19 protein-coding genes and 1 tRNA gene are annotated in these 14,938 nt (G+C 67.8%); 13 read left to right on the forward strand and 7 right to left on the reverse strand.

Annotated elements, in window-relative coordinates; all coding sequences use genetic code 11:
- Positions 1-53: 53 nt before the first annotated feature.
- Positions 54-1,559 (forward strand): DASS family sodium-coupled anion symporter, encoded by a 1,506-nt coding sequence (locus SOM61_RS18570; protein WP_320475455.1) that lies wholly within the window; start codon positions 54-56, stop codon positions 1,557-1,559.
- Here the strand turns inward: SOM61_RS18570 and SOM61_RS18575 are convergent.
- Positions 1,550-2,125 carry an isochorismatase family protein gene (locus SOM61_RS18575; protein WP_320475576.1) on the reverse strand — a complete coding sequence of 192 codons (576 nt, stop codon included), beginning with the start codon at positions 2,123-2,125 and terminating at the stop codon, positions 1,550-1,552. The genes SOM61_RS18570 and SOM61_RS18575 overlap by 10 nt on opposite strands.
- 119 nt (positions 2,126-2,244) lie before the next feature.
- Here SOM61_RS18575 and SOM61_RS18580 point away from each other — a divergent pair, with 119 nt between their 5' ends.
- Genes SOM61_RS18580 through SOM61_RS18595 form a run of 4 tightly spaced genes read left to right on the forward strand, consistent with a single transcriptional unit; the run spans position 2,245 to position 5,464 of the window.
- The gene (locus SOM61_RS18580; RefSeq protein WP_320475456.1) at positions 2,245-3,195 is read left to right on the forward strand and encodes a phosphate acetyltransferase; all 951 of its coding nucleotides are present in this window, start codon (positions 2,245-2,247) and stop codon (positions 3,193-3,195) included.
- 1 nt (position 3,196) lies between these two features.
- Positions 3,197-4,393 carry an acetate/propionate family kinase gene (locus tag SOM61_RS18585; protein WP_320475457.1) on the forward strand — a complete coding sequence of 399 codons (1,197 nt, stop codon included), beginning with the start codon at positions 3,197-3,199 and terminating at the stop codon, positions 4,391-4,393.
- Positions 4,393-5,160, forward strand: coding sequence for an enoyl-ACP reductase FabI (fabI, locus tag SOM61_RS18590; RefSeq protein WP_320475577.1), 768 nt, complete (start codon positions 4,393-4,395; stop codon positions 5,158-5,160). Before SOM61_RS18585 ends, fabI begins: the two co-directional genes overlap by 1 nt.
- Before the next feature lie 16 nt (positions 5,161-5,176).
- Entirely contained in the window at positions 5,177-5,464 is a 288-nt protein-coding gene (locus SOM61_RS18595; RefSeq protein WP_123068860.1) for an RNA-binding protein, read from the forward strand.
- Here the strand turns inward: SOM61_RS18595 and SOM61_RS18600 are convergent.
- From SOM61_RS18600 to SOM61_RS18615, 4 genes are read right to left on the reverse strand one after another with little or no spacing between them, the layout of a single operon-like run.
- On the reverse strand, positions 5,461-5,709 hold the full coding sequence (locus tag SOM61_RS18600; RefSeq protein ID WP_320475458.1) for a hypothetical protein: 249 nt from the start codon (positions 5,707-5,709) through the stop codon (positions 5,461-5,463). The genes SOM61_RS18595 and SOM61_RS18600 overlap by 4 nt on opposite strands.
- A 52-nt stretch (positions 5,710-5,761) precedes the next feature.
- Entirely contained in the window at positions 5,762-5,986 is a 225-nt protein-coding gene (locus tag SOM61_RS18605) for a zf-HC2 domain-containing protein (protein WP_320475459.1), read from the reverse strand.
- Positions 5,983-6,552, reverse strand: a complete 570-nt coding sequence (locus tag SOM61_RS18610) for a sigma-70 family RNA polymerase sigma factor (RefSeq protein WP_320475460.1) — start codon at positions 6,550-6,552, stop codon at positions 5,983-5,985. Before SOM61_RS18610 ends, SOM61_RS18605 begins: the two co-directional genes overlap by 4 nt.
- Positions 6,549-7,523, reverse strand: a complete 975-nt coding sequence (locus SOM61_RS18615) for a catalase family peroxidase (protein ID WP_320475461.1) — start codon at positions 7,521-7,523, stop codon at positions 6,549-6,551. The genes SOM61_RS18610 and SOM61_RS18615 overlap by 4 nt, the downstream gene beginning before the upstream one ends.
- 386 nt (positions 7,524-7,909) lie before the next feature.
- Here SOM61_RS18615 and SOM61_RS18620 point away from each other — a divergent pair, with 386 nt between their 5' ends.
- The 3 genes from SOM61_RS18620 to SOM61_RS18630 all read left to right on the forward strand — a co-directional run bounded on the left by SOM61_RS18620 (position 7,910) and on the right by SOM61_RS18630 (position 9,818).
- Positions 7,910-8,452, forward strand: coding sequence for a carboxymuconolactone decarboxylase family protein (locus SOM61_RS18620; RefSeq protein WP_320475462.1), 543 nt, complete (start codon positions 7,910-7,912; stop codon positions 8,450-8,452).
- Entirely contained in the window at positions 8,449-8,970 is a 522-nt protein-coding gene (locus tag SOM61_RS18625; RefSeq protein ID WP_320475463.1) for a redoxin domain-containing protein, read from the forward strand. Before SOM61_RS18620 ends, SOM61_RS18625 begins: the two co-directional genes overlap by 4 nt.
- A gap of 101 nt (positions 8,971-9,071) precedes the next feature.
- Positions 9,072-9,818 carry a hypothetical protein gene (locus tag SOM61_RS18630; RefSeq protein ID WP_320475464.1) on the forward strand — a complete coding sequence of 249 codons (747 nt, stop codon included), beginning with the start codon at positions 9,072-9,074 and terminating at the stop codon, positions 9,816-9,818.
- Here the strand turns inward: SOM61_RS18630 and SOM61_RS18635 are convergent.
- Positions 9,808-10,293: a GNAT family N-acetyltransferase gene (locus SOM61_RS18635; RefSeq protein ID WP_320475465.1), complete on the reverse strand. Its 486-nt coding sequence runs from the start codon at positions 10,291-10,293 to the stop codon at positions 9,808-9,810. The genes SOM61_RS18630 and SOM61_RS18635 overlap by 11 nt on opposite strands.
- Positions 10,290-10,979 carry a hypothetical protein gene (locus tag SOM61_RS18640; protein WP_320475466.1) on the reverse strand — a complete coding sequence of 230 codons (690 nt, stop codon included), beginning with the start codon at positions 10,977-10,979 and terminating at the stop codon, positions 10,290-10,292. Before SOM61_RS18640 ends, SOM61_RS18635 begins: the two co-directional genes overlap by 4 nt.
- Positions 10,980-11,140: 161 nt before the next feature.
- Between SOM61_RS18640 and SOM61_RS18645 the strand changes: the two genes are divergently transcribed.
- From SOM61_RS18645 to SOM61_RS18665, 5 genes are all read left to right on the forward strand, one after another.
- On the forward strand, positions 11,141-11,689 hold the full coding sequence (locus tag SOM61_RS18645) for a GNAT family N-acetyltransferase (protein WP_320475467.1): 549 nt from the start codon (positions 11,141-11,143) through the stop codon (positions 11,687-11,689).
- Between the two features lie 119 nt (positions 11,690-11,808).
- A complete protein-coding gene (locus tag SOM61_RS18650) occupies positions 11,809-13,290 on the forward strand; it encodes a RimK family protein (RefSeq protein ID WP_320475468.1) in 1,482 nt (493 codons plus the stop codon).
- Positions 13,291-13,335: 45 nt separating this feature from the next.
- Positions 13,336-13,989, forward strand: a complete 654-nt coding sequence (locus SOM61_RS18655) for a MarR family winged helix-turn-helix transcriptional regulator (RefSeq protein WP_147936563.1) — start codon at positions 13,336-13,338, stop codon at positions 13,987-13,989.
- Between the two features lie 11 nt (positions 13,990-14,000).
- Positions 14,001-14,723: an MOSC domain-containing protein gene (locus tag SOM61_RS18660; protein ID WP_147936564.1), complete on the forward strand. Its 723-nt coding sequence runs from the start codon at positions 14,001-14,003 to the stop codon at positions 14,721-14,723.
- Positions 14,724-14,810: 87 nt separating this feature from the next.
- Positions 14,811-14,900 (forward strand) — tRNA-Ser (locus tag SOM61_RS18665).
- Positions 14,901-14,938: the final 38 nt, after the last annotated feature.

A 14,938-nucleotide genomic window follows, 5' to 3' on the forward strand; every position in this document is an offset into this window, starting at 1 on the left:
TAACATGTTAGCCAGTAGTTGTTATCTGGTTTCACCGTCAGGAAGGAATCGTCATGCTGTCGCAATTGCAGGCCATGTTTCGCTACTTTAACCAGGCAGTGCCGTTCCGCCTGGTTCCCGCCCTCATCACCACCGCCGTCCTCGTCACGCTGCTCGCGCTGCCCCATCCCGAGGGCTTGAACCCCGATTCCTGGGGGCTGGTCGCCATCTTCCTTACCACCATCGTCGCCATCATCCTGAAGGTGATGCCGATCGGCGTCATGGCCCTGATGGCCATCGTCATCGTCTCGCTGTCGCAGGTGACGTCCGGTTCGTCCAAGGGCGCCATGGCCGATGCCCTCGGCAGCTTTTCCAGCCCGCTCATCTGGCTGATCGTGGTCGCCGTGCTGATCTCGCGCGGTCTCAAGAAAACCGGCCTGGGCAACCGCATCGGCCTGCAGTTCATCGCGCTGCTGGGCAAGCGCACGGTCGGCATCGGCTACGGCCTGGCCGTGTGCGAGCTGGTGCTGGCGCCGTTCACGCCCAGTAATACCGCGCGCGGCGGCGGCATCGTGCACCCGATCATGAAGTCGATCGCCAGCGCCTTCGATTCCGATCCGGCCAAGGGCACGCAGGGCAAGGTGGGCACCTATCTGGCGCTGGTCAACTACCACGCCAACCCGATCACCTCGGCGATGTTCCTGACCGCCACCGCGCCCAATCCGCTGGTGGTCGACTTCGTCGCCCGCGCCAGCGGCCAGAGTTTTCATTTGAGCTGGACCACCTGGGCCTTGTGCATGGTGTTGCCGGGCCTGGTCTGCCTGTTCCTGATGCCGCTCGTGGTCTACCTGCTGGCGCCGCCCGAACTCAAGAAGACGCCGGATGCGGTGCACTTTGCGCGCAGCGAACTGACGCGCATGGGGCCCTTGTCGGCCAAGGAGAAAGTCATGCTCGGCACCTTCGGCCTGCTGCTGGTGCTGTGGGCGAACGTGCCGGCCATGCTGTTCGGGCCGGCGTTCACGCTCGATCCCACCATGGTCGCCTTCCTCGGCCTGTTCACGCTGATCATCACCGGCACCCTCGACTGGGACGACGTGCTGTCCGAGAAAAGCGCCTGGGATACCCTGATCTGGTTCGGTGCGCTCGTGATGCTGGCCGAGCAGCTCAATAAACTGGGCGTCATCGCCTGGGCCTCGAACGGCATGCGCGACGCCATCGCCGCCAGCGGCATGGGGTGGGGCGCGGCGGCGACCGTGCTGGTGCTGGCCTTCGTGTTCTCGCACTACCTGTTCGCCAGCACCACGGCCCACATCAGCGCCATGATGTTCGCCTTCCTGTCGGTGGGCGCTGCGCTGGTGCCGGGCGAGTACCTGGTGCTGTTCCTGCTCATGATGACCGCCGCCTCGGCCATCATGATGACGCTCACCCACTACGCCACCGGCACCTCGCCGATCATCTTCGGCAGCGGCTACGTGACGATGGGGGCGTGGTGGCGCATCGGATTGATCATGTGCGTGTTCGAGCTGGCGGTGTTCGCCATCGTCGGTGGCGCCTGGTGGAAGGTTCTCGGCTACTGGTGAGCGTGCACGGGCCCCACGGGCTCGGACTTGACCAGCGCCAGCACCTCGCGAAAGCGCGGATGGCGGCAATCGTGCAGCCACTCGAACAGCACCATTTCGTGGCTCACGATCGTCGCGCCGGCATGCTGCAGGCGGCGCATGGCGGCGGCGTGGTCCGACGGACGGCGCGAGCCGCTGGCGTTCTCCACCACGAAGACCTCGCGGCCGGCGCGCAGCAGGCCGAGCGCCGTCTGCAGCAGGCACACGTGGGCCTCGCAACCGGCGATCACCAATTGCCGGCGGCCCGGGGCTCGCGCGTCGAGCGCCGCCAGCAGGCCATCCTCGCAAGCATCGAAGTGCGTCTTCGCCACCGTCTGCACGCACAGCCGCGCCAGCGCGTCGTTATTCGGCCCGAGCCGTTCGTGGTTCTGCACTGTCCCCAGCACCGGCACCTCGAGCAATGCGGCGGCGCGCGCCAGCAGCAGCGCCTTGGCGATGACGTCGTCGGCGCCGTGGATCGCCGGCATCATCCGGGCCTGGTAGTCGACCAGCACCAGGCTGCTGGCCCCGGCATCGATTGCGTTCATCGTCATTCGGCCTCGGATTTTCTTAAACCAGATTAAGTTTTGTTGCGCCGCAGCATAAAACCGTTGCTTTGCTACTATCTAATGCTACCATCTTGGGGTCACAGGACGAGGAGACGGGCATGGAACCGGTGAACACGACGCATCCCTATTATGACCGCCTGATCGCCGCCGCGCGCGAGCAGGGCCCGGTGACGGTGGCGGTCGCGCATGCCTGCGACCGCTATGCGATCGAAGCGGCGCTCGACGCCGCCCGCATCGGCCTGATCGAGCCGATGCTGGTCGGTCCGCAAGCGCGCATCCACGCCGCGGCCGACGCGGCCGGCCTCGACATCGGGGCGCTGGCGCTGTTCGACACGGAGCACAGCCACGCCTCGGCCACGCGCGCGGTGGAACTGGTGCGCGAGGGCAGGGCGTCGGTCCTGATGAAGGGCAGCCTGCATACCGACGAGTTGATGGGCGCCGTGGTGTCGGGCGCCACCGGCCTGCGCACGGCGCGCCGCCTCTCCCACTGCTTCGTGATGGACGTGCCGGGCCGCGGCGAGCCGCTGATCATCACCGATGCCGCCATCAACATCATTCCCGACCTGGCGGCCAAGCGCGACATCGTGCAGAACGCGATCGACCTGGCCCGGGTGCTCGGCTTCGACGGCGTGCGGGTGGCGATCCTGGCGGCGGTGGAAACCGTGAGCGACAAGATGCCGTCGACGATCGACGCCGCGGCCCTGTGCAAGATGGCCGATCGCGGCCAGATTACGGACGCGGTGCTCGACGGCCCGCTGGCGATGGACAATGCGATCGACCTGCAGGCCGCCGCCATCAAGGGCCTGGTGTCGCCGGTCGCGGGCCGCGCCAACGTGCTGGTGGCGCCGGACCTCGAAGCCGGCAATATGCTGGCCAAGAGCCTGAGCTTCATGGCCGGCGCGGCGGCGGCCGGCATCGTGCTCGGCGCGCGCGTGCCGCTGATTCTCACCAGCCGCGCCGATACGGTCGCGGCGCGCCTGGCCTCGTGCGCGGTGGCGGTGCTGCTGGCGCGCCACCAACTGGCCAGCGCCAGGCTGGCGGGGCGCTGAGATGGGAGCCAGCGACTGCGTCGCCGTCATCAACGCCGGCTCGTCCAGCATCAAGTTCTCGGTGCACCGCTTGCCCGATCTGACGCTGGCCTTCAAGGGCCGGATCGAGAACCTGTATCGCGGGGCGACGCGTTTCATCGCCCAGGACGCCGATGGCGCCACGGTCGGCGAGCGCAGTTGGCCGGACGCGCTCGATCATCATGCCGGCATGGCCTTCCTGATCGACTTCGCCGAGCGTGAACTCGAAGGCTACCGCGTGCGCGCGGTGGGCCACCGCATCGTGCACGGCGGCGTCGACTACAGCGGCCCGCAACGCCTCGTTGATCCCGTGCTCGAACGCCTGGAGCGGCTGGTGCCGCTCGCCCCGCTGCACCTGCCGCACAACCTGGCGCCGGTGCGCGCCCTGATGGCGCTGGCGCCCGGCCTGATGCAGGTCGGCTGCTTCGACACCGCCTTCCATACGGCGCAGCCGGCGCTGGCCCAGGCCTTCGCGCTGCCGCCCGAGATCACCGATCTCGGCATCCGCCGCTACGGTTTCCATGGTCTTTCCTACGAATACATCGCGGCCACCTTGCCGCGGCATGACCCCGCGCTGGCCGGGGCGCGGGTGGTCGCCGCCCACCTCGGCAACGGCGCCAGCATGTGCGCCATGCACGGCGGGCGCAGCGTGGCCAGCACCATGGGCTTCACCGCCGTCGACGGCCTGCCGATGGGCACGCGCTGCGGCGCCCTCGATCCGGGCGTGGTGATCTACCTGATCGAGGAACTGGGCATGAAGGTATCGAGCGTGCAGCGCCTGATGTATCAGGAGTCGGGCCTGCTGGGCGTGTCCGGCCTGTCGTCCGACATGCGCACGCTGGAGGCGAGCAGCGATCCGCGCGCGCAACTGGCGATCGATTTGATGGTCTACCGGATCGGCCGCGAGCTCGGTTCGCTGGCGGCCTCGCTGGGCGGCCTGGACGCGCTGGTGTTCTCGGGCGGGATCGGCGAGAACAGCGCGCGCCTGCGCGCCGCCGTCTGCCGCGACGCCGCCTGGCTCGGCGCCGAGCTCGATGAAGGCCTTAACGACGCGCCGCCGCCCGGCGTCGCCCGCATCAGCACGCCCGCCAGCCGGGTCTCCGTGTGGCTGGTGCCGGCCAATGAAGAACTCATGATCGCCCGTCATACCCTGGATCTTCTTCTGCTGGAGACCGCATGATGCACCATCATTCCATCCTGGAAGGCAAGCGCGCGCTGGTGGTTGGCGTCGCCAACGAGCATTCAATCGCCTGGGGTTGCGCCAAAGCCTTTCATGCGCTGGGCGCCGAACTGGTGCTCACTTACCTGAACGACAAGGCGCGCCCGCACGTCGAACCGCTGGCCGCGCAAATTGGCGCACGCTTGCTGCCGCTCGACGTGCGCGAACCGGGACAGCTGGAAGCGCTGTTCGCGGAACTGGCGCAGCTAGGACAGCTCGACATCCTTGTGCATTCGATCGCCTTCGCGCCCAAGGCGGACCTGCAGGGCGGCCTGCTCGACTGCTCGCTGGACGGCTTCCTGCAGGCGATGGATGTCTCGTGTCACTCCTTCGTGCGCATGGCGAAGCTGGCCGCGCCCTTGATGACGCAGGGCGGCAGCATGTTCGCGATGAGCTACCACGGCGCCGACAAGGTGGTGCCGAACTATAACGTGATGGGACCGGTGAAGGCGGCGCTGGAATCGAGCTGCCGCTACCTGGCCCATGAACTCGGACCGCGCGACATCCGCGTGCATGCCATCTCGCCGGGGCCGCTCAAGACGCGCGCCGCCTCGGGCCTGAAGGACTTTGACCTGCTGCTGAGCGATGCGGTGGCGCGTGCGCCGCTGGGTGAACTGGTCGACATCGACGACGTCGGCCAGGTGTGCGCCTATCTCGCCTCGGACTTCGCGCGCCGCCTGACCGGCAGCACTGTCTATGTCGACGGCGGCCTGAACATCATCGCTTGAACCCTGGAGCAAAACCATGAAAGTCATCCTGTCCGGCCTGCACGGCGACGCCTGCGAAACCGCCATCATCGAAAGCTTCGCGCCTTACTTCCACATCCGCCACGTCGAGATGATCCGCGAAGGCTCGCCCGACAGCCCATGGGCCGTGCTGCATATCGCCGATTCCTATGAGCGTGCCTGGGAAGCGTGCAATACGCTGCGCGGCGTTTTCCACCGCGGTAAACGCCTGCACATGTACATCCCGCTGCACCAGCCCGACATTTACCACGAGTTCGAGCCGCACCAGCGGGTCGATATCCGCTAGGCCTGCGCGTGCGCGAGGTCCGAGTGCGGCGCGACCGGCAGCACCTTGGCGCCGATGACCAGGCTGGGCAACTCGGTGACGCCGCGTTCGCGCGCCTGCGGCGCCAGCCCGGGATGCAGGCATAGATCCACGACCCGCAGGCCGGGGATGGCGGCGCCCAGGGTTAGCGCGATGTCCAGGCACAGGCGGCAGCCGTCGTGATAGAGGATGGGAGCGTCGGTGGATGGGGAGGGGAGCTGGGTCATGATAGCCTCGATCTGATTAGGATTTCTAGTGATAATTCAATGGCGCGCCCTGTCAAGCATCGTCCGGCGCCGCGTCGCGCGCGAGCAGGGTGTCCAGTTGCGCGAACAGCTGGGCGAACTGGCGCGAGGCCACCTGGCAGGCGGCGCAGCCGGCCAGGTGCGCGGCCAGCTGGCGCGCCTGCTGCGGCGTGAGCGGCTGGTCGCGCGCGCTGGAGACGAGCCAGGTGGTGTCGCGGCAGGTGATCGAGGGGGTAGTGTCGGTGGTGGTGTCGCTCATTCTGGTTCTCCCCAGCTGCGCACCGTGCATTCGCGCAGGCGCATGCGCGCGCGGTACAGCACCACGCGCAGGTTGGCATTGGTGAGCATGCAGTGCTCTTCGATTTCCTTCAGTTCCATGCCCAGGTATTCGCGCATCAGGAACAGGCGCGCCGTGTCCTCGGGCAGGCGGCGCATGCACAGCTCGACGATGTCGAGCAGCTGGCGCTGGGCGGCGAGGGTGGCACCGCACATGGTGTCGACGAAGGTGTCGGGATGCCAGGCGCCGTCGGGCGTGAACAGGCCGTCGAATTCGGCCTCGCCATCCGGGATGAGCACGGGCGCGTCAGGCCCCGGCCTTCGGCTGCGAATCAGGTCGACGATCTTGTGGCGCAGGATCCCGGTCAGCCAGCTGCGCAGGGTGGCGCGGCCGGCGTAGCCGTTCCAGCCGCGCGCCGCGCCGACCAGGGTGTCCTGGACGGCGTCTTCGGCATCGGCCTGGCTGCCCAACTGCAGGCGCGCCAGGCGCAGCAGGAAAGGGAGCTCGCCGGCCAGGGCCTGCCACGGGTCGCGCGCCCCGTCCATCATTGCTTGAGGCGGCGCGACAGCGAGACCGCATAGGCGGCGCCGCGCGCGTGCAGGATCGGATCGTCGCTGGCCGCGATCCCCGTGGGCAGCGCCAGCGGCATATAGACCACGCCGTTGCAGGCATCCTGCGGCGCCTGACCCTTGACCAGCAGGCGGCCCAGCTCGACCTTGCCGGCGCCTTGCCACTCGGTGCTCGGATCGAGCAGAGAATCGCCGGCGGCCGGCAACTGGGCGTACAGCGTGAAGCCGATGGGGCCTGCGCCCAGCCGCTTGGCCAGCTCGTCCTGCAGGAACAGGTCGGGCAGGGTCTTTTCTTCGTCGGCGCTCAAGAACTGCACGGGCGCGAACGGCTCGGCGACGATGCGCGCATGATGGGTCTTCTTGCCGCGGCCCCCGAACACGAAGGCGTTGTTCGAGAAGTAGGGCGTGCTGGCATACGAGCTCGGCGCCGCATGCGCGGCCAGCAGGGCCGGCTGGCGCGTGCCGTCCGGGTGGGCGGCGTTGTGGGCGGCGACCTTCGCCGGGTCGGGCTTGCCGGTGGCCGGATCCGGCACGCGCGCCTGCAGGAAGCTGACGAAAGACTCGGGCGTGGCGGCGAAGAAGGCCGGCTCCGAGATCAGGAGCAGGTCCCAGGTCTCGCCGCCGCTGGCCAGGCGCATCGACAGGCCGCGCACGCTGCGGCTCTTGTCCGACGCCTTCGGATTGCCGCCGCCGACCGAGAAGCGCACATTGGCCGGCACGCTGTTTTGCCCGAACAGCGGGCCGTCGGCAAAGTCGCGCGCGCCCTTCGCGGGCTGGAATTGCCCGACCGCGCAGAAGCCCTTGGCGTGCGAGGCGCGCATGCCGGGGTGCGATCCGAACGTGCCGTTGAGGGCGTCGATGAGCGCCGCGGGTCCGGTGTCGATGGGTGCCTGGGCCTGGGCGGCGCTGGCGCAGAGCGCCAGCATGGCGGGAGCGAAATGCCTGTTCATGATAGATCCTGTGTGAATGGTTGGTGCTGTTAAGTCGTCGGCCAGGCGGTTTCGTTACAGGAGACTGAATTTTTTTCCGCGATGGTACGCGCGCCCCGCCGCTTCGGCGCGTCGACATCGAGGGGGAAGGAAGTCTGCTATCGGATCAATAGAAAAGAATTTAGTTAGGACTCCTTGACTTAAATTTGGCAGATGGTATTCTGCGTCCATGGGCAGTCAGGCAGCCGACGTCGCAGCCGCCCAGCAAGACGGACCAGGCATGCCGCCGCATGCCGGCCGTCGCGGCGCCGGATAGCTGACTGCTCCTTTTTATCGTCCTAATAATTAGGATTCCTACTTAATAGGCCTTCTTGACGGACCCGGCCAATCGATTGAAAGGAAACATCATGTCCCGTATCGAACTCGTCAACCCGACCACCGCCCAGGGCACCAGCGGCGAACTGCTGCAACAGATCAAGGGCGCTTTCGGCGTCGTGCCGAATATGTTCCGTGGCGTGGCCAACTCGCCGGCAGCGCTGACCAGCATGTGGGGCTCGTTCGGCGCCCTCGGCGGCGGCACCATCGGCGCCCGCCTGGGCGAGCAGATCGCCGTCGCGATCGCCGACCGCAACGACTGCCACTACTGCCTCGCGGCCCACACGGCACTCGGCCAGAAAGCCGGCGCCACGCTTGAGGAGATGGCGCAGGCCCAGGCCGGCCAGTCGAGCGATCCGCAGACCGCCGCCGCCCTGCGCTTCGCGCTGGCCGTGGTCGAGAAGCGCGGCCACGTCGATGCGAGCGAGGTGCAGGCTCTGCGCAACGCCGGTTTCGACGATGGTGCGATCGTCGAGATCATGGCCCATGTGGCGCTGAACCTGTTCACCAACTACGTGAACGTGGCCTTCGACGTGCCGGTCGACTTCCCCGGCGTGAAGCTGCGCGCAAAATGAACGCGCCACTCTACAACGCCGCCGCGCTCGAGTTCGAGGTCAGCGGCTGGCTGAACGCCACGCAGGCGCCGACCCTGGCGTCCCTGCGCGGCAGGGTGGTGGCGGTGTACGCCTTCCAGATGCTGTGCCCGGGTTGCGTCTCGCACGGCATCCCGCAGGCCAAGGGCATCCGCCAGCTGTTTGGACAGGACGAGGTCGCAGTGCTGGGCCTGCACACGGTGTTCGAGCACCACGAGGCCATGAACGAGGGCGCGCTGAAGGCCTTCGTCCATGAGTACCGCATCGGCTTCCCGGTCGGTATCGACCGCGCCAGCGACACCGGCCCGGTGCCGCGCACGATGGAGCGCTACGGCTTGCGCGGCACGCCGACCTTGCTGCTGTTCGATCGCCAGGGCGTGCTGCGTCACAACCTGTTCGGCCGGGCCGAGGACATGCAGGTCGGCGCGCTGATCGGCCGGCTGCTGGCCGAACCCGTCGAGGCCATGGGCTGCGACGGCGACGCCTGCAGCGTGCGTTAGCAATAGCAACAGCGCCGGCGCGGCGCGCCCCTGGGAGCGGGGTGCCGCCGGCCACCATCGAACGATTCGATCCACTCGCAAAACAAGAAAGAGAACCTGATATGAAACTGATCCAGACCACCATCGCCGCGGCCCTGTCGCTGACCATGCTCGGCGCCCATGCCCATCAGGGTGAACACAAGGGCGGCATCAAGAGCGCGCCCGCCAAGGCCGTGAAAGCGCCATTCGACATCCACCACACCAAGATCACGACCGAAGGCAATATCGCGACCTTCCACGTGTCGGTGTCGGGCAAGGCCGGCGCCTCCAAGCCAGCCAAGACCGGCAAGCTGGCCGGCAGCAAGGTGTTCTCGTATGTGTGGCCGACCACGATGGATCCGTCGACCGTGGGCTTCGAGCGCGGCGCCGGCATCCTCGCCTTCGCCGTGACCTCGCACCCGGATTTCGACGACACCCCGCTGTACGATGAAAACGGCGACGGCAAGCTCGATAACGACGGCGACCTGTGGCACTCGCACTGGGTGGTGCTGACCAAGGACGCCGCCTGCGGCAAGGACGCGCTCAAGATCGTCGACATCCCTGAAGGCGCCAGGCCGAAACTGCCCAGGACCTGGCCGGGCCTCCCGATCCTGATCGACAGCCCGGCCTACAGCCCGGTCTTCAAGGGCGACACACTCGAAGTGAAGGTGCCGTTCGACGACATCACGGTGCTCGACAACGCCGGCTTCGACGGCGTGACCGCGGCTCTGCGCATCAACGAGAGCGTGCACAATCCGCTGGTCTGCGTGGCCGACGTGTTCAAGGTCGCCTCCGGCAACCTGAGCCTACCGGGCAAGGTCAACCAGTAAGGCCGCTGGCAGGGATGCGTGGCGCCAGCGGTTTTTGCAGGCGCAGCGCATCCATGCCGTCGTGGTAATAGGCGGCGTGGCGGCCGAATTCCCGGTAGCCGCGGCCGCGAAACAGCGCCAGCGAGGCCGCATTGTCGGCGCGGATCTCGAGCCGCAGGCAGGTGTAGCCGCGGGCGCGCGCCTGCCGTTCGGCGGCATCGACCAGCCCCGCGCTGACGCCCCGGCCCAGGTGCGCCGGGTGGGTCGCGATCGAATACAGGCGCGCGATCGTCGAGTTGGCGCGAAACAGCAGCAGGACGTAGCCGCGCAAGGACGTGTCGTCGCCGGCATCGACCAGCAGGGCGCCGTGCGCGCTGGCGAGCAGGTAGCGAAAGCGCCGCCGGTCGAGCCGGTTGCCGGGAAAGCTGGCGTCCTCGATGCCGACCAGCGCCGCGACATCGTCCAGGGTGGCGCGCCGGACAGGGTTGGCCTTCATCCCCATAGTGCATGCGCCGCGCCAAGCTGCGCCGCCGGCAATGTCGACAGCTTCGGCAAGGTGGCGTACACCTCGTCGTACAGCGCGTGCATCTCGGCGGCGGACTCGGGATCGCAGGTCTCGGCGTCGCTCACGCAGCGTCCGGGACCATAGTCATGCGCGGCCGGCTGGTGCAGGACGACGTTGGCCAGGCTGGCGTCCTGCACGCGCGTCACGTGGGCCAGCACGGCCGCGCGTTCTTCCATCAGGGGGCCGCCGGCGCCGCAGACCGCGACGAACAGCACCCGCATGCCGGGATTGAAAACGCGCGCCGCGTTCAGGCGCGCCAGCAGCCGGTACTGGCAATCGAGGTCGATCTCGGCGCCGCGCACCGGCACCACCACCAGCCGCGCCGAGGCCAGCACGCAGCGGCATTCCTCGGTGTCGCGCGCGCCGGCGTCGACCAGGATGTCGTTGAACAGCGGGCGCAGGGCGGCCAGCCGCGTCTTGACCGCGCGGCTGCCCACCTGGCGCGTGTCGATCCAGGGCCGCACCGCCGCGGCGCCGCGCTCGGCGCCCCAGCCATCGTCGCGTGCGGTATGCATCAGGCACACGCGGCGCCCGCTGCGCGCGCGCAGCACCGCGAGATTGCGCGCGATGACGCTGCGGTCGGGATTGCCGTGCTGGTTGACGATGGCGATGATCATGATGGCCTCCAGTGCAGGTTCGATGGTGACAAGCGTAGCGGGGCAGCCGTAAAAACCGGGAAAAAGACAGGGGGGCGGAGATCAATGCCGTGTAAACGTGCGCTGACGCGATCGGCGGTGTCGGGATAAGGTGCCGGTCCTCGATCACTCCAGGAGCTGCCATGCCCGACCTTCTTTTTCCTGTGCTTTCCACCGAGCGCCTGCGCCTGCGCGCACTGCACCCAGCCGATGCGCCGGAGCTGCTGGCGCTGTACGCCGATGCCGAAGTGATGCGCCACTGGATCCACCCGCCCTGGACCGCGCTGGCGCAGTCGCAGGCGGCGATCGACGAGGCTCAGCGTGACCTGGCCAGCGGGCGCGCGCTGCACCTGGCGATCGAGGCGCGGGGGCATGGCCGCCTGGCCGGCAGCTGCGCGCTGTACGATTTCGCGCCCGAACAGCGGCGCGCCACGCTCGGCTACCTGCTGGCCGCGCCATACTGGGGGAAGGGGATGGCGCGCGAGGCGCTGCAGGCCCTGTTGGGACATGGACTCGGGACGCTCGGACTGGTGCGCATCGAGGCCGAGGTCACGCCGCACAACGTGGCGTCGCAGTCGCTGCTGGCGCGCCTCGGCTTTCTCCGCGAAAGACGCCTGCACGCGCGCTGGCACGTCGGCGGCGCGACTCGCGACGTCGACCTGTGGGCGTTTACACTCGCTTGCCATGAGTAGGGCGGTTCTTTATACGGTTTTTATGGCTGCGCCGCTAGAGTGGCGGGCAACCCAACTCCGGCATCGCCACCATGACCACGCACTCCACGAATTCTTCCGAGTCTGATCCCGACAGCGAAATGCGAACGCGCCGCCTGGTGGTCGTCGACCAGGCGCGGGACTGGCGCACGCCCGATGGCGATTGCACCGTGATCGAGGCCGACGACTTCCTGGCGGGATGTGCGTCCGACGAGGGCGCACTGGTGATCAACCTGTGCGGCAGCTACAAATACCTGTCGGTCGGCTACTACTGCTCGCTGATGGCGCAGGCCAGGGGGCAGCAGGTGCTGCCGTCGGTGAAGACCATCAACGACCTGTCGCGCAAGGCGATCTATACCCTCGACACGGTTGAACTCGACCGTGCGCTGAACGAGGCGCTCGGCGGCGCCGGCGGCGTGCCGATGCCGGTCGCGTTCTCGCTCGATATCCGTTTCGGCACGACCGACTACACGCCGCTGGCCGGCCTGGCGCGCAGCATCTTCGACACCTTCCCGGCGCCGCTGCTGCGGGTCGACTTCGCACGCGGCGACGCATGGCATATCGTGGCGATCCGGATGCAGGGCCCGGGCGCGCTGGGCGGCACGGAACGCAGCGCCTGCGAGGCATTGGCAGCCGCCTGGGAAGGCTTGCCGCGGCGCGCGCCGGCCGCACGCCGCTACCGCTATCGCATCGCCATGCTGCATGACGCGCACGAGGAGCTGGCGCCGAGCAATCCAGGCGCGCTGGCGCGCTTCGCCGCCGTGGGGCGCGAACTGGGCGTCGAGGTCGCGCCGATATCACGGCTGGATTTCTCGCGCCTGGCCGAATTCGACGCCCTGTTCATCCGCGAGACCACCGCCATCAATCACCACACCTATCTGTTCGCGAAAAAGGCCGAAAGCGAGGGACTGGTGGTGATCGACGACCCGTCCTCGATCCTGCGCTGCACCAACAAAGTGTATCTTGCCGACCTGCTGCGCCGGCACGATATACCCACGCCGCTGACCTTGACCCTGCAAAAGGCCGATGCCGGCGCGCTGGCCGCCATCGAGGCCAACATCGCCTATCCGATGGTGCTCAAAATCCCGGACGGCGCCTTTTCGCGCGGCGTCGTGAAGGTGCGCGATGCGGATGAATTCAGGAGCGTGGCGCAGGAACTGCTGCGGCAGTCGGCCCTGATCCTGGTGCAGGAATACCTGTACACCGATTTCGACTGGCGCATCGGGGTGCTGGACCGGCAAGCCATCTTCGCCAGCAAGTACTTCATGTCGAAAGGCCACTGGCAGGTCGCCAAGCGCGACGCCAGCGGCAAGGCCGAATTCGGCATGGCGGCGGCCGTGCCGCTGGGCGAGGCGCCACCCGAGCTGCTCGACTACGCGCTGCGGGCGGCCAAGCTGATCGGTGACGGCCTGTATGGCGTGGACATGAAGATGACGCCGCGCGGGCCGGTGGTGATCGAGGTGAACGACAATCCGAACATCGATGCCGGCGCCGAGGACAGCGTGCTGGGCGACGAACTGTACCGGATCGTGCTGCGCGACTTCGTGCGCCGCCTGGATCTGCTGCACGGGGTGAATCCCTAATTAGGACTCCTTGACAAACCCGCGTGCTTTGCTATCCTGAAGCACATGGACATCCAACCCGAAACCCCATGGGACAGCACGCCCGACGTCTCCGCCCGCATCGTCACTGCCATCGGCCGCATCGCGACCGTGCTGCGCGCGGGCATGTGGGAAGTCTCGACCAGCGAAGGCCTCAATCCGGCCCAGGCCGAGATCCTGCACCTGCTGCAGCACCGCACGCGCGGCGTGCGGCTGTCGTGGCTGGCCAAGCAGCTGTCGATCTCGGCGGCCAGCGCCAGCGATTCGGTGGCCGCCCTGGTGGGCAAGGGCCTGGTGCGCAAGGCGCGCGCCGAGGACGACGGCCGTGCCACCGCGCTGCATCTCACGCCCGACGGCGAGCGGGTGGCCGAGCGCCTTGGCCATGCGCTCTCGTTCGCCGACAATGCGGCGTCGCGGCTGGCGTCAAGCCAGCAGGTGCAGATGCTCACCGGCCTGTTCAAGCTGATCGCTGAACTGCAGAAGACCGACCGCTTCCCCGAACTGCGCGCCTGTCTGTCGTGCCGCCACTTCGAGGCCAATAAATACCCGGGCGCCGAGGTGCCGCACCACTGCGCGCTGGTGGGGGCGCCGCTGCCGATTTCCTTCCTGCGCATCGATTGCGCCGAGCACGAGCCGACCGATCCTGTCACCCAGCAGCGCAACTGGGCCATCTTCGCCTGAGGGGGGACACCATGAGTTCATTTCAGGCGCGCCCGATCGAGGCGCTCTTGAGCGGCCGCGCGCGCATGATCGGCACGCCCGGCACGCTCGAGGTCCTGAGCGGTATCGGCAAACAGGCGCGCCATGGCGCCCTGTGGCTGGCGCTCGATGGCCTCGAGGGTGACGAGCAGGGCGACCGGGTCTACCACGGCGGTCCCGAGAAGGCGCTGCACCACTACGCGTTCGAGCATTACCCGCATTGGCGCGCCTGGTATCCGGACAGCCCGGTGCCTTATCTTGCCGGGGCGTTCGGCGAAAACGTGTCGACCGTCGGCATGAGCGAGCGCGAGGTGCACGTGGGCGACGTGTTCCGGGTCGGAGAGACGCTGGTGCAGGTGTCGCAAGGGCGCCAGCCGTGCTTTCGCGTCAACCTGCGCTTCGCCCGGCCGGATGCGGCGCTGGCGCTGCAGGCCAGCGGCCGCACGGGCTGGTACTACCGCGTGCTGCGCGAGGGCTGGCTGGCGGCGGGCGACGCGTTCGAGCTGGTCGATCGGCCGTGTCCCGACTGGCCGCTGGCGCGCGCGATCGCGGCCATGTTCCCGGACGATGCCCGGGCGCCCGGCCTGCGTGAGGAATGGATCGAGGCGTCCCGGCTGGCGCCGCTGGCAGAGCGCTGGCGCACGACCTTCGAGCGGCGCCAGGCGAGCGGGAAGGTCGAGGACTGGAGTCTGCGGCTGAACGGCCCACCGACGTAAAAATTACCTGGCGCGCATGCCTTGCAGTTTTCGCCAGACGTCCGCTATAATGCGGCCTCGCTTACGCGACCACGCAACACCGATTCAGGAGAGGTGGCAGAGTGGTCGAATGTACCTGACTCGAAATCAGGCGTACGGGCGACCGTACCGTGGGTTCGAATCCCACCCTCTCCGCCAAGTAGCATGAAAAAGCCACCGCAAGGTGGCTTTTTTCA

This window comes from Massilia sp. CFBP9012, assembly GCF_034045115.1.
GTDB lineage: Bacteria > Pseudomonadota > Gammaproteobacteria > Burkholderiales > Burkholderiaceae_D > Telluria.